Annotated in this window: 11 protein-coding genes and 2 tRNA genes; 5 read left to right on the forward strand and 8 right to left on the reverse strand. The window is 68.7% G+C overall.

The genetic code is table 11. The features are described 5' to 3' along the window. Nucleotides 1–244: 244 nt before the first annotated feature. The 3 genes from ABT123_RS08090 (at nt 245) to ABT123_RS08100 (ending at nt 1,608) form a co-directional block, all read left to right on the forward strand. Entirely contained in the window at nt 245–619 is a 375-nt protein-coding gene (locus ABT123_RS08090) for a hypothetical protein (RefSeq protein ID WP_351310975.1), read from the forward strand. A gap of 100 nt (nt 620–719) precedes the next feature. Beyond that, a complete protein-coding gene (locus ABT123_RS08095) occupies nt 720–1,244 on the forward strand; it encodes an HNH endonuclease family protein (protein ID WP_351310977.1) in 525 nt (174 codons plus the stop codon). Nucleotides 1,245–1,284: 40 nt separating this feature from the next. Then, nucleotides 1,285–1,608 carry a hypothetical protein gene (locus ABT123_RS08100; RefSeq protein WP_351310979.1) on the forward strand — a complete coding sequence of 108 codons (324 nt, stop codon included), beginning with the start codon at nt 1,285–1,287 and terminating at the stop codon, nt 1,606–1,608. Nucleotides 1,609–1,728: 120 nt separating this feature from the next. On the opposite strand, the gene ABT123_RS08105 is transcribed toward ABT123_RS08100, so the two are convergent. Further along, nucleotides 1,729–3,372 (reverse strand): tyrosine-type recombinase/integrase, encoded by a 1,644-nt coding sequence (locus ABT123_RS08105; RefSeq protein ID WP_351310981.1) that lies wholly within the window; start codon nt 3,370–3,372, stop codon nt 1,729–1,731. Nucleotides 3,373–3,698: 326 nt separating this feature from the next. Then, nucleotides 3,699–3,771, reverse strand: a tRNA-Ala gene (locus ABT123_RS08110). A 163-nt stretch (nt 3,772–3,934) separates the two neighbouring features. Here ABT123_RS08110 and ABT123_RS08115 point away from each other — a divergent pair. Both ABT123_RS08115 and ABT123_RS08120 read left to right on the forward strand, forming a co-directional pair. Next, on the forward strand, nt 3,935–4,483 hold the full coding sequence (locus tag ABT123_RS08115; protein WP_150208762.1) for a helix-turn-helix domain-containing protein: 549 nt from the start codon (nt 3,935–3,937) through the stop codon (nt 4,481–4,483). Between the two features lie 38 nt (nt 4,484–4,521). Continuing rightward, nucleotides 4,522–5,811, forward strand: a complete 1,290-nt coding sequence (locus ABT123_RS08120; protein ID WP_351310983.1) for a serine/threonine-protein kinase — start codon at nt 4,522–4,524, stop codon at nt 5,809–5,811. On the opposite strand, the gene ABT123_RS08125 is transcribed toward ABT123_RS08120, so the two are convergent. From ABT123_RS08125 to gyrB, 6 genes are all read right to left on the reverse strand, one after another. Further along, on the reverse strand, nt 5,798–7,123 hold the full coding sequence (locus ABT123_RS08125) for a hypothetical protein (RefSeq protein ID WP_351310985.1): 1,326 nt from the start codon (nt 7,121–7,123) through the stop codon (nt 5,798–5,800). The genes ABT123_RS08120 and ABT123_RS08125 overlap by 14 nt on opposite strands. 131 nt (nt 7,124–7,254) lie before the next feature. Then, nucleotides 7,255–7,389 (reverse strand): DLW-39 family protein, encoded by a 135-nt coding sequence (locus tag ABT123_RS08130; RefSeq protein ID WP_208809277.1) that lies wholly within the window; start codon nt 7,387–7,389, stop codon nt 7,255–7,257. A 157-nt stretch (nt 7,390–7,546) separates the two neighbouring features. Then, nucleotides 7,547–7,620: transfer RNA gene (locus ABT123_RS08135), tRNA-Ile, on the reverse strand. A 70-nt stretch (nt 7,621–7,690) separates the two neighbouring features. After that, the gene (locus ABT123_RS08140) at nt 7,691–8,308 is read right to left on the reverse strand and encodes a DUF3566 domain-containing protein (protein WP_351310987.1); all 618 of its coding nucleotides are present in this window, start codon (nt 8,306–8,308) and stop codon (nt 7,691–7,693) included. Between the two features lie 9 nt (nt 8,309–8,317). Continuing rightward, nucleotides 8,318–10,906, reverse strand: a complete 2,589-nt coding sequence (gene gyrA, locus ABT123_RS08145; protein ID WP_351310989.1) for a DNA gyrase subunit A — start codon at nt 10,904–10,906, stop codon at nt 8,318–8,320. 43 nt (nt 10,907–10,949) lie between these two features. Beyond that, entirely contained in the window at nt 10,950–12,971 is a 2,022-nt protein-coding gene (gyrB, locus tag ABT123_RS08150; RefSeq protein WP_351311331.1) for a DNA topoisomerase (ATP-hydrolyzing) subunit B, read from the reverse strand. Between the last annotated feature and the right edge of the window lie 82 nt (nt 12,972–13,053).

Below are 13,053 nucleotides of genomic sequence, written 5' to 3' on the forward strand. Positions count from 1 at the left end.
ACCACGACGGCGCGGCACTCGACCGACCAGCCCCCACCCCCTCCGAGGAGGACCCGCCGGAGGCAGCCTTTCCGCCCTCGCCGGCACCCAACGAACTCGTGGTTCGAGATGTCCGCGGACCTGTGCCTACGGTGCGCGCGACGAGCAGTCTTTTCGAACAGAACTGGGGGCACGGGTGAGCACGAATTCGGCAGGACCGGTGAGCGCGTCGGAGCTGCGGCGGCGGGTTCGCGCTGCTGAAGCGGTGAAGGCGAAGACGCGGGAGATGGCCGCCGAGAGCGCGCTGACCGCGCGTGATGCCGCGGTGAAGGCGGCTAAGGCGAAGGAGGAGGCCGATGTCACGGCGCGGGAGGCTGCTGCTGTAGTCCTGCGACTGTTCGACAACGACGCCGAGTTGGTCTCGGAACTGCTGGGCGTCCCGGCGGAGGAGCTGGAACGCGAGGCGAAGCCTGTTACCGCCGCTCGGGCGAAGGAGATCATCGAATCGCTGCGGGCCCGCGCCGAGCGGCCCCGCACCCCCCGAACCCGTAAGCCTCGGGCGGATGCGGCGAACTCCGCGACCTCGGACGCCCCGAACCCGGTCGTCACGGCAGACGGCAGCCGGGCTGATGCCGCCTGAGAACGACCTCGGGTCCGGACTCTTCCCGCTCGCGGCGGTGAAGGGGTCCGGGCCCGCTCACGTTGATGAGCAGCTTGCCCTCATCGGTGAGCCAACGCCCGTGCGCATACCGGCTACCGAGTGGTCGGTCTGGCTGGCCGACGAGTCCGTTCAGGCCCGCTACTGGGCCAAGGTCTACCGCACCTCGTCAACCGAGGACTGCTGGTTCTTCTTCGGCGGGATCTCCAGCACCGGTCACGCCAGCTTCAGAGCCGCCTCGCGGCCGGGCAGAACGCGACGGGGCACAGCGCCGGGCCACCTGTACGGGTACCAGCTCGCGCACGGCGTGATCCCGCGCCTCGGCTGGGGGACCGACAGCCCGACGGTCTGCCACACGTGCGACAACCACTCCTGCCAGCAGCCGACGCACCTCCGGCTGGGCACGGCGGCGGAGAACCGGGCGGAATGGCTAGCTCGCCGCAGGGACCCGGGCAGCCCCCTTGCGGACCTGCGCGGCCCGGCCGGCCGCTCCCGCGCGATCGGCGCCGCCATCCGGGCCGGCCGAGAGGGCGGGGAGCCCACGGCGGAGATCGCCGCGCGCATCCGGGCGGCGATCGCAGCAGGGCGCCCCCTCAGTCTCTGGTGACGACCGATCGCCACCAGACCGATCCAGCTTGGGAGAGAACGTGACACCCACCGGCCCGCACCGCGCCCTCGTGTACATACAGGAAGGACGCTGGCGCCTGATCGTGGCCCCGCTCGCCTCCGCGGGACAGCAGGAGGTTCGCGTCGAGGACCCCAACCCCGTACGGCTACTCGTCGCCCGGGACCTGGGTCCGGCGGACTCCGGCTTCGCCCCCGCGTCGTTCGGTCATCGCTTGATCGAGAACGGGTTCATCATCGACCCGCGGGAGCGAGGGAAGTCCGACACCGTCAACGGCTGGTCGCAGACTGACGCACCCGATCGGTGGCAAACCGTCTGCTACCCCACCTCCGAAGTCGTGGGCTGAGGCGACCGACGGTTTTCCCCTGCGAAGCACAGACGAGTTCGGCCCGCTCCTCGACAGGAGCGGGCCGAACTTGTTGTGATGAAGGACACGCCTCTTCGGGTGACGAGGTGGGCTACCTCGTCATGCCTGCGTGCTGGTGAGATCAGCGTCTGGGTGCTTGGAGCACGCCTCCAGAGCCTCCACACGGGCCTGCTCAAAGGCACGGGACACCGCCGACCTGTTGATTCCCCGAGCGTGTGCCTCGGTGCTGCCACCAGGGCGGAGCTCCGTCCGGAACTCCGCGGCCCTCGTGGTGAAGCCGTCGTGCTCGAACTCCCACGTCCACCGGCCACTCACCGGAAGCGGCTCGTAGGTCAAGGTGCCCTCGGCTTCGTACGACGCCAGAGCGGAGTACACGAACTGCCTCTCCGGCATCCGGGTCCAGACGGAGCCGCCACCGATCCACCGCTCGCGTTCCTCTGGGCCGAGGGCTCCTCGGCGGGCGATCTCCTCCTCTGGCCAGCCGTCCGCCCGCATGGTCGCGATCTCGTCCTCGTGATCGTCGTTCCACTGGTCCGCAACGTCCTGCGCGTGCTGACAGTCCGCGAACGGCACCTCCCGGCCGCCCAGCGTGACGACGAAGACCGGGTCGTCTCCCTCTTCCACGCCGTCCTGTGGCACGGCGCTGGCATCCTTCCAGGTCTCCTGGGCCAGCCCCGAGAGCTGACGGGGAACGTGGGGGAGTCCGTCCGTCGCGGCTGCCAGGCCGGAGCGCTCCAAGAAGCCCGGCAGCGGGGCGGTCGGGTCCATGGCCCATTCGATGGCGGCCATGACCTCGTCGTCCAAGGCGTCCAGGAGGTGGCCGTAGCGGTCCACGGTGGTGGTGATGGACTCGTGTCCAAGCCGTCCTTGGATCGCCGGCAGGGGAACCTTCGCGGCGATCAGCCACGATGCGTGAGAGTGACGGAGATCATGGATGCGCGGTCGCTTGATGAGTCCGTACTTCTCCGCGGCCAGCTCGATCGCCGGCACCCAGCGCAGGCGGCGGAAGGTACCCGGGTCCCACTTGCCACCTTCGGGGCCGGTGAAGATCAGGGCATCGGGGGCCAGCCCCTTGGCGCGGCGCCGCAGCATCCGGTCCAGCTTGTGAGTGATGACGACGGTGCGGCGGGACTTCCGGGTCTTCGGGGGGCCGAGGATGGACTTGCCGTCCTCGTCCTTCTTCCATGCCCGCTGGACACGGATGGCCGGGCGGCCGTTGCGTCGTCGGAGGTCACGGGGCTGGAGCGCGGTGGCCTCGCCCCACCGGAATCCGGTCTCCGCGATGGTCTCGCCAAGATCCTTGGCGTCGTCACGGAGGCATTCGTAGATCCAGGCCCATTCGTCCCGTTCGAGGAAGACCATCTCCTCTTCGTCCTCCGCCCCGTCGAGCCGGGGCAAACGAGTCTTCGCGCACGGGTTAGAGGCCCGCAGTGACGGTTCTGCGTCCACGGCGGACTGCATGATGGCGCTGAGGAGGCCGTGCTTGTTCTGGACGGTCTTCGGTGCGTACGCGGTCCGGGGATTCCGGTCGCGGGGGTCGAGCGGAGCGAGGCGTCCGGCTTCCAGGTCGTTGACCCAGTCCTGGATCATGGTCCGGACGATGCTGCCCTCGCCGTCCTCCACGGAGTACGGACCGAACCAGGGAGCCATGTTCTCCCGTATTTCCTTTTTGTACTTACTGCGCGTGTCGCCCTGAATGCCGGTGAGGCGGTCGACGTAGGCGAGCGCGAAGGGCTCGAACATCGTCTCCTTGCGGCGCCGGTCTGCAACGAAACCGTGACCTCGGGTCCACCCAGGCGGCCAGTGTTCCCCGTGCGCCTTCACGAGGTCTCGGAACTTCTCAGCGGACGGGAGATCGTCGAACGACTCAGACTCTCGCTTGCCGTTTCGGGCTCCGGCTGCGCGCCAGCGGACGACGAACGTGGGGTCTCCGCCCCTTCGCTCCTTGGTTTCGATGTAGGCCATGGGACGACGGTAATCGACCGGATGTGCCCACCATGTGCCCACCAGAGGAAACAAAAGAGCCCTCCTGACCTGCGTTTCCGCAGGTCAGGAGGGCGTTCCTTCTGTGGAGCCTAGGAGAGTCGAACCCCTGACATCTGCCATGCAAAGACAGCGCTCTACCAACTGAGCTAAGGCCCCGGGAAAAGCGGATGAGACCCCCACCCGTGCAGGTGTGGCCGCGTCCGCAGACCAGAGTACCGGGTGTACCCCCTGATCTCGCAAAATGATAGGGACTCCCGTCCCGCGACCACTCTCCGTAAGATGCTCGCGAGGTTCGCACCAGCGAAGGGGAGTAGTAAGAGTGGACGCAGTACAGCAAGAGGCCACCGCCAGAGCCAGAGAACTTCAGCGCAGCTGGTACGGGGAGCCGCTCGGGGCGCTCTTCCGCCGGCTCATAGATGATCTCGGCTTGAACCAGGCACGCCTCGCTGCCGTCCTCGGACTGTCCGCGCCCATGCTCTCCCAGCTGATGAGCGGCCAGCGCGCGAAGATCGGGAACCCGGCCGTGGTCCAGCGGGTCCAGGCACTCCAGGACCTGGCCGGACAGGTCTCCGACGGCAGCGTCAGCGCCGCCGAGGCCACCGACCGCATGGACGAGATCAAGAAGACCCAGGGAGGCTCGGTCCTCAGCAACAGCGGCCAGACCGCGACCGGTTCCGGAGCTCCCACCGTCAAGCGCGTGGTCCGTGAGATCCAGTCGCTGCTGCGTTCGGTCTCCGCGGCCGGGGACATCATCGACGCGGCGGACACCCTCGCCCCCAGCCATCCGGAACTGGCAGAGTTCCTCCGGGTGTACGGAGCCGGACGCACCGCCGACGCGGTCGCCCACTACGAGGCCCACCAGAACTGACGGCACGCGGCAGAGATCACGGGGGACGGGCACAGCGGATGGGTGAGATCTTCGCCGGCCGGTACGAACTGGCCGATCCGATCGGGCGCGGCGGAGCCGGCGCCGTCTGGCGCGCATGGGACCACCGGCGCCGCCGGTACGTCGCCGCCAAGGTGCTCCTGCAGAGCGACGCCCACACCCTGCTGCGCTTCGTGCGTGAACAGGCCCTCCGTATCGACCACCCGCACGTGCTGGCCCCGGCCAGCTGGGCGGCGGACGACGACAAGGTCCTGTTCACCATGGATCTGGTCAGCGGCGGTTCGCTGGCCCATGTCATCGGCGACTACGGGGCCCTGCCGCCCCGGTTCGTCTGCACCCTGCTCGACCAGCTGCTCTCCGGGCTGGCGGCGGTGCACGCAGAGGGCGTGGTCCACCGCGACATCAAACCGGCCAACATCCTGATGGAGACCACCGGATCCGGGCGGCCGCACCTGCGGCTGTCCGACTTCGGGATCTCCATGCGCAAGGGCGAGCCCCGGCTGACCGAGACCAACTACGTGGTCGGCACGCCGGGTTATTTCGCCCCCGAACAACTCCTCGGTGCCGAACCCGACTTCCCGGCCGATCTCTACGCGGTCGGCCTGGTCGCCCTCTACCTCCTGCAGGGCCGCAAACCCGATTCCCAGGCCCTGGTCGAGTACTTCCTCGCCCACGGCACCCCCGGGGCCCCCGAAGGCGTCCCGGCGCCCGTCTGGCAGGTCGTGGCGAACCTCCTGCAACCGGACCCCCAGGCCCGGTTCCGTACCGCCACAGGCGCCCGCAAGGCCCTCGCCGAGGCCGTGGAGCTGCTCCCGCCGGCCGATCCGGGGGCGGAACCGGTCGAGGTCTTCGACCAGTTGGGGCCGCTCCCGGCCGGCTTCGGCCCGCAGGGCCCGCTCGGCCCGCAAAGCACCCCGACGACCGGCACCGCCACCGCGCCCACGGTCCCGCCGCAGAACCGATCCGTTCCCGCCGAGTCCACCGTGCTGTCCGCACAGACCGGCCCCGACACCGGCGCCACGCTGGACACCGAGCAGACCCGGACCTCCGCCCGGCAGCCGCACCCCGCGCCGCACCCGGGATTCGGACCGCCCCTGCCCCCGCAGGCCCCGCAGCCCTCGGCGACCGGCAGTTTCCCCCTCGCGCCGCCCGTCCGGACCACCCCGATGCCGCTGGACCCGGCACCTGCACCTGCGCCGGCCGCGGCCCGCCGGACCCCCGCCGGCCCCTCCGCCAAGGCGAAGCTGTCCCTGCTGGCCGGTGCGCTGGCCTGCTACGCCATGGGCATCTGGGCGCTCATCCGGATGTAGCGGACCGCCGCCCCAGCAGCATCCACCCGCCCAGGGCGAGCAGCAGCAGCGTCCCCGTACCGAAGCCGGCCGCGGCCACCACCGTCATCGTCGACCGGGTGTCCGCCGCATCGGCGGCCTCCGGGGCCGTCAGCCCCTCCCGGGCGGCGGCCCGGTCGTCCCCGCCGACCCCGAACCCGGCCGCGGACAGACTCTCGGCGTACGCGGGTCCGGGCACGGCCGTCCCGGTGACCTTCACCCGCAGGGTCAGCTGCAGCGGCACGTCCTGAGCGGTGAACTCACCGACCTTCTTGTCCACGGTCACCGCCAGGTAGTACCAGCCGGCCGTCCGCACCGGCCGCACCTCGCGGGCGTCCGCGTACCGGTTCTCGTACGCCACCGGGGCCAGCGGCCCGACGGCCGCCTGCGCCTGCTTGCCGTTGTACGACTCGTCCACGGCGGCGATCATCAGCCGGGCCGGGCTGTACACCTCGGTGACCAGGCCGTTGCCCGCGTACCCGGAGGCCTGGGTGAGCTTGCCGCCGGTCAGCTCCGTGCCGATGCTGAGCTGCTGCCCCCAGTCCACCGGAATCCGGTAGAAGCGGGTCTGTCCCGGCTGCACGGTGTCGCCCCACACCCCGGTCTCCAGGGCCCGCGCATCGTTGAACCCGGTGCCGCCGGGGCGCACCACCCGCTGGTCGGAGGGCTGGGTCACGGGAGCCGACGGCCAGGCGCTGGGCGCGGTCTGCGGGGCGTTGCTGCCGGACAGCTTCGGCTCCCGGATCATGTGCAGTTCCACCGGCCACGGCGCCGGGTCGGAGTCCTTGGCGCTGGTCCGGGTCAGCTTCACGTAATAGGGGCCCGCCTGCTGGCACTTGCCGTCCTCCTCCAGCCGCCGGACGGCCGCGTCGGCCAGCGGCCGGGCCTGTTCGGAGCCGAAGCTGACGCCGTCCGGCGTGCTGCAGGAGTTCCCCTTGGTGTCGAGCAGGATCGCCTCGAGGCCGTCCCCGTAGGCGACCTTGCTCTGCTGTCCGGGCCGGGCGACCGCCGTGACGTACACGCTGGACCGGTCGTCCAGAACCACCTGGTAGAAGCGTTCCTGCGCGGGGGCGAGGGTGTCCTCGTAGAACCGGCCGAGCTCCAGGGTGGGCCCCACCGCCTGGTTCGCCCCGCCCTCGATCCGCCGGCTGTCCGGGCCCGTCCGGTACGCGGATCCCTCGCCCGGACCCGCCGCGTACGCCGCTCCCGGCGCGGCACCCGCCGCGACCGCCGTGACCGCCGCGCACAGAGCCGCAGCCCCGGCCGTCGCCAGCCCTGTACGGACCCGACTCATCACGCCCCACCCCGAATTTGCTGACGCAACTCAAATATTAGCGAAACGGAACCGGGGGGTCTTTTCGCCCCGGAACAGCACAAAGCCCCGGCCGCAGCGGCGTCCGGGGCTTCGCGTCACAACCTTCGGTCTCACACACCGGAACCGGACGGCACGGAGTCGGTCGCCTCCGTCCACAGGTCCTGCTCGGCGCGGTCCGCCTGGATCTGGCGGTACACGAGGAGCCCGCCGATGGCGGCCAGTGCGACCAGGAGCAGCTTCTTCACCGCGCGACCTCGTCTCTCTTTGACGTAGGGGACTTCTGGCGCCCAACAATACACACCGACCGATACCGATCGGTGACCTGGGAACGAGCTGAAAACGACCCGGAGATCCAACGGCAACGGCCCGGCGGAGAATCTCCGCCGGGCCGTAACCGTACTGTGGGGCTAACAGGATTTGAACCTGTGGCCTCATCCTTATCAGGGATGCGCTCTAACCAACTGAGCTATAGCCCCTCCGCGCTGCGCGCTGACCTCTGAAGATTAGCGCACAGACCCGGGAGTTCCCAAATCGCAGATCAGGGGCCTACTCGTCCTCGGCGAGGGTGAGCTCCACACCGCCCACGAAGCCCGCCGACAGGTTGTAGATGAAGGCTCCCAGCGTCGCCAGAGCCGTCATCAGCACCACGTCGATGACCGCGATCACGGAGGTGAAGATCAGCACGCGGGGCAGCGAAAGGAACGACTGCAGATCGAAGCCGTTGCTCTCGTTGGACCCGGTGGCCTCGCTGATGGTCCCGCCGACGGTCGAGAAGACGCCCATGGCGTCCATGACCATCCACAGCACCACCGAGGCCACGACGGTGCAGATGCCCAGGGCGATCGACAGCAGGAAGCTGACCTTCATCACCGACCACGGGTCGGCTTTCGCCACCCGCAGCCGCGCCTTGCGCGTCCTGGGCGTCGTACGGGCGCCCGTACGCGGCTTGCGCAGGCCGGCGGCGGCCGTGCCGCCGTCCTGGCCCTGCTCACCGCGCTGCGCGCCCGGGCCCGCGCCCGGACCCGCGTACGCCTGCGGCGGATGATACGGCTGGGGCTCCGACCCCCGGGTGTCCGTCGCCGGTGCACCCTTGGAGTCGGCTGCGGCGCCACGGGCGCTGTTCGCTCCCGTCGTGGCCGGTCCGGCGCCCGTGGCTCCACTCACGTCTTACTCCTACTGCTCCCCGGCCGAGGACGACATGTCCTCGGCGGCCTCGGTGGCCTGTCCTTCGGCCGTCTCGGGCTCATCGCCCTCCTCGGCCTCCTGACCGGCCTCGGCATTGCGCGCGATACCTACGACGGCGTCACGCTTGCCCAGGTTGATCAGCTGGACGCCCATGGTGTCACGGCCGGTCTCCCTGACTTCGTTGACGCGCGTACGAATCACACCGCCGCCGAGGGTGATTGCCAGAATTTCGTCCGATTCGTCCACCACGAGCGCTCCGACGAGCGACCCGCGATCTTCCACGATCTTCGCGGCCTTGATGCCCAGACCACCACGACCCTGGACGCGGTACTCGTCGACCGGCGTCCGCTTGGCGTAACCGCCGTCGGTCGCGGTGAAGACGAACGTACCGGGCCGGACCACGCTCATCGAGAGCAGCTCATCACCCTCGCGGAAACTCATGCCCTTCACACCCGAGGTCGCACGGCCCATCGGGCGCAGCGCGTCATCGGTCGCGGTGAAGCGGATCGACTGCGCCTTCTTGCTGATCAGCAGCAGGTCGTCGTCCGCGGACACCAGCTCCGCACCGATCAGCTCGTCGTCCTCCCCGCCGGCCGTCTCGCGCAGGTTGATCGCGATGACGCCACCCGAGCGGGGCGAGTCGTAGTCCTTCAGTGCGGTCTTCTTCACCAGACCGGCCTTGGTGGCCAGGATCAGGTACGGGGCCGCCTCGTAGTCGCGGATCGCCAGGATCTGCGCGATCTGCTCGTCCGGCTGGAAGGCCAGCAGGTTCGCCACGTGCTGGCCGCGCGCGTCCCGGCCGGCGTCCGGCAGCTCGTACGCCTTCGCCCGGTACACCCGGCCCTTGTTCGTGAAGAACAGCAGCCAGTGGTGCGTGGTCGAGACGAAGAAGTGGTCGACGATGTCGTCCTGCTTCAGCTTCGTCCCGCGAACGCCCTTGCCGCCGCGCTTCTGCGACCGGTAGTCCTCGGTCTTGGTGCGCTTGACGTACCCGCCGTTGGTGATGGTGACGACGATGTCCTCTTCGGCGATCAGGTCCTCGATGGACATGTCACCGTCGAACGGCACCAGCTTGGAGCGCCGGTCGTCGCCGAACTTCTCGACGATGGCCGCCAGCTCCTCGCTGACGATCGCCCGCTGCTTCTCCGGCGAGGCCAGGATCGCGTTGTACTCGTTGATCTTCGCCTGGAGCTCGTCGTGCTCGGCGACGATCTTCTGCCGCTCCAGAGCGGCGAGCCGACGCAGCTGCATCTCCAGGATCGCGTTCGCCTGGATCTCGTCGATCTCCAGCAGGCCCATCAGGCCCTCACGGGCCACCTCGACGGTGTCGCTGCGCCGGATCAGCGCAATGACCTCGTCGATCGCGTCCAGCGCCTTCAGCAGACCGCGCAGGATGTGGGCGCGCTCCTCGGCCTTGCGCAGCCGGAACTTCGTCCGGCGGACAATGACCTCGATCTGGTGGTGCACCCAGTGCCGGATGAACGCGTCGATCGACAGCGTGCGCGGCACCCCGTCGACCAGCGCCAGCATGTTCGCGCCGAAGTTCGACTGCAGATCGGTGTGCTTGTACAGGTTGTTGAGCACGACCTTGGCGACCGCGTCGCGCTTGAGCACGATCACCAGACGCTGACCGGTCCGCGAGGAGGTCTCGTCACGGACGTCGGCGATGCCGCCGATCTTGCCGTCCTTCACCAGGTCGGCGATCTTCTGCGCGAGGTTGTCCGGGTTGGTCTGGTACGGCAGCTCCGTAACGACCAGGCACTGCCGGTTCTGGATCTCCTCGACCTCGACCACCGCGCGCATCGTGATCGAGCCGCGGCCCGTCCGGTACGCCTCCTCGATGCCCTTGCGGCCCACGACCAGCGCACCGGTCGGGAAGTCCGGGCCCTTGATCCGCTCGATGAGGGCGTCCAGCAGCTCCTCGTGCGAGGCCTCCGGGTTCGCCAGGTACCACTGCGCGCCCTCCGCGACCTCGCGGAGGTTGTGCGGCGGGATGTTGGTCGCCATGCCGACCGCAATACCGGCGCTGCCGTTCACCAGCAGGTTCGGGAACCGGGCCGGCAGGACCGTCGGCTCCTGGTTGCGGCCGTCGTAGTTGTCCTGGAAGTCGACGGTCTCCTCGTCGATGTCCCGGACCATCTCCATGGCCAGCGGCATCAGCTTGCACTCGGTGTACCGCATGGCGGCGGCCGGGTCGTTGCCCGGGGAGCCGAAGTTGCCGTTGGAGTCCACCAGCGGCAGCCGCATCGACCAGTGCTGGGCGAGGCGCACCAGCGCGTCATAGATCGAGGAGTCGCCGTGCGGGTGGTACGTACCCATGACGTCACCGACGACGCGGGCGCACTTGTAGAAGCCCTTCTCGGGCCGGTAACCGCCGTCGTACATCGCGTACAGCACCCGGCGGTGGACCGGCTTGAGGCCGTCCCGTACGTCGGGCAGCGCGCGCGACACGATGACGGACATCGCGTAGTCGAGGTAGGAGCGCTGCATCTCCGTCTCGAGCCCCACGGGCTCGATCCGCAGCTGCGGCCCCTCTTCTTCGGTGTTCTCTGCGGTGGGAGTGGTTTCGTCGGCCATTGCCGGTCTTCAGATCCTTTCAGACGGTCAGCGTCGGGCCGACTCAGATGTCGAGGAAGCGGACGTCCTTGGCATTGCGCTGGATGAAGGAACGCCGGGCCTCGACGTCCTCACCCATCAGCACCGAGAACAGGTCGTCGGCCTGGGCCGCGTCGTCCAGGGTCACCTGGCCGAGCACCCGGTGGTCCACGTCCATGGTGGTGACGCGCAGCTCCTCGGCGTTCATCTCGCCCAGACCCTTGAAGCGCTGGACCGAGTCGTCCTTGATCCGCTTGCCGTTCTGCTTGCCGAGCTCCACCAGGGCGTCGCGCTCACGGTCCGAGTACGCGTACTCGAAGTCGTCACGACCCCACTTGATCTTGTAGAGCGGGGGCCGCGACAGGTACACGTGCCCCGCCTCGACCAGCGGACGCATGAAACGGAAGAGGAAGGTCAGCAGCAGGGTGTTGATGTGCTGGCCGTCGACGTCGGCGTCCGCCATCAGGATGATCTTGTGATAGCGGAGCTTCTCGATGTCGAAGTCCTCGTGCACACCCGTGCCGAAGGCACTGATCAGCGCCTGGACCTCGGTGTTCTGGAGGATCTTGTCGATCCGCGCCTTCTCGACGTTCAGGATCTTGCCGCGGATCGGCAGGATGGCCTGGTACATCGGGTTGCGGCCGGACTTGGCCGAGCCGCCGGCCGAGTCACCCTCGACGATGAAGATCTCGCACTTGGTCGGGTCGTTGGACTGGCAGTCCGACAGCTTGCCCGGCAGCGACGCGCTCTCCAGCAGGCCCTTGCGACGGGTCAGGTCCCGCGCCTTGCGGGCCGCGACGCGCGCGGTGGCCGCCTGGATGGCCTTGCGGACGATGTCCGCCGACTCGTTCGGGTTCCGGTCGAACCAGTCGTTGAGGTGCTCGTGCGCGACCTTCTGCACGAAGGTCTTCGCCTCCGTGTTGCCCAGCTTGGTCTTGGTCTGACCCTCGAACTGCGGCTCGCCCAGCTTCACCGAGATGATCGCCGTCAGACCCTCGCGGATGTCGTCACCCGTGAGGTTGTCGTCCTTCTCCCGGAGCAGCTTCTTGTCCCGCGCGTACTTGTTGACCAGCGAGGTCAGCGCAGCCCGGAAACCCTCCTCGTGGGTACCGCCCTCATGCGTGTGGATCGTGTTCGCGAACGAGTACACACCCTCGCTGTACTGCGAGTTCCACTGCATCGCGATCTCGACCGAGAGCATCCGCTCCTTGTCCTCGGCCTCGACGTCGATCACCGTGGGGTGGATCAGCTCACCCTTGCGCGAGTTCAGGTACTTCACGAAGTCGACGATGCCGCCCTCGTAGTGGTACGTGACCGTCCGCGCCTTGTCGTCATCGGCCTCCTCGGCCGAGTCCGCGCCGACGGTCGCCTTGGCCGACTCACGCTCGTCGGTCAGCGTCAGGGTCAGGCCCTTGTTGAGGAAGGCCATCTCCTGGAAGCGGCGCGAGAGCGTCTCGAAGGAGTACTCGGTCGTCTCGAAGATGTCGCCGTCGGCCCAGAAGGTGACCGAGGTGCCGGTCTCCGCCGTCTCCTCGTTCTTGGCCAGCGGGGCCGTCGGCACGCCCAGCTTGTAGTCCTGGGTCCAGCGGTGGCCGTCCGTCTTGACCTGGACCGCGACCTTGGTCGACAGGGCGTTCACGACGGACACACCGACGCCGTGCAGACCGCCGGAGACGGCGTAGCCGCCACCGCCGAACTTGCCGCCCGCGTGGAGGACCGTCAGAACGACCTCGACGGCCGGCTTCCCCTCGGACGGCACGATGCCGACGGGGATACCGCGGCCGTTGTCCACGACCCGCACGCCGCCGTCCGCGAGGATGGTCACGTCGATGGTGTCCGCGTGCCCGGCCAGCGCTTCGTCGACCGAGTTGTCGACGACCTCGTAGACGAGGTGGTGGAGCCCGCGCTCACCGGTCGAGCCGATGTACATGCCGGGCCGCTTGCGTACGGCATCCAGGCCTTCGAGGACCTGGATGTTGCTGGCCGTGTACTGGTTGTTCTCGTTGGAGTCGCCGGAATCGGCCACGAAGCGCCCTTTCTGGCACAGCGCAGGCCGTACTCCGGGCCGGCAGGAATGCCAATCAGGAGCGGCTGCGTCGATCTGCGTTCTTACCACCAGTCTACCGGTA

The sequence above is a fragment of the Streptomyces sp. NPDC002054 genome (assembly GCF_040296685.1).
In the GTDB taxonomy this organism is placed as follows: Bacteria; Actinomycetota; Actinomycetes; order Streptomycetales; family Streptomycetaceae; genus Streptomyces.

Coding starts and splice junctions, on each gene's coding strand:
- ABT123_RS08105 (WP_351310981.1), bottom strand. CDS start 3,372: ATGTTCGAGCCCTTCGCGCTCGCCTACGTCGACCGCCTCACCGGCATT.
- ABT123_RS08120 (WP_351310983.1), top strand. CDS start 4,522: ATGGGTGAGATCTTCGCCGGCCGGTACGAACTGGCCGATCCGATCGGG.
- ABT123_RS08125 (WP_351310985.1), bottom strand. CDS start 7,123: ATGAGTCGGGTCCGTACAGGGCTGGCGACGGCCGGGGCTGCGGCTCTG.
- gyrA (WP_351310989.1), bottom strand. CDS start 10,906: ATGGCCGACGAAACCACTCCCACCGCAGAGAACACCGAAGAAGAGGGG.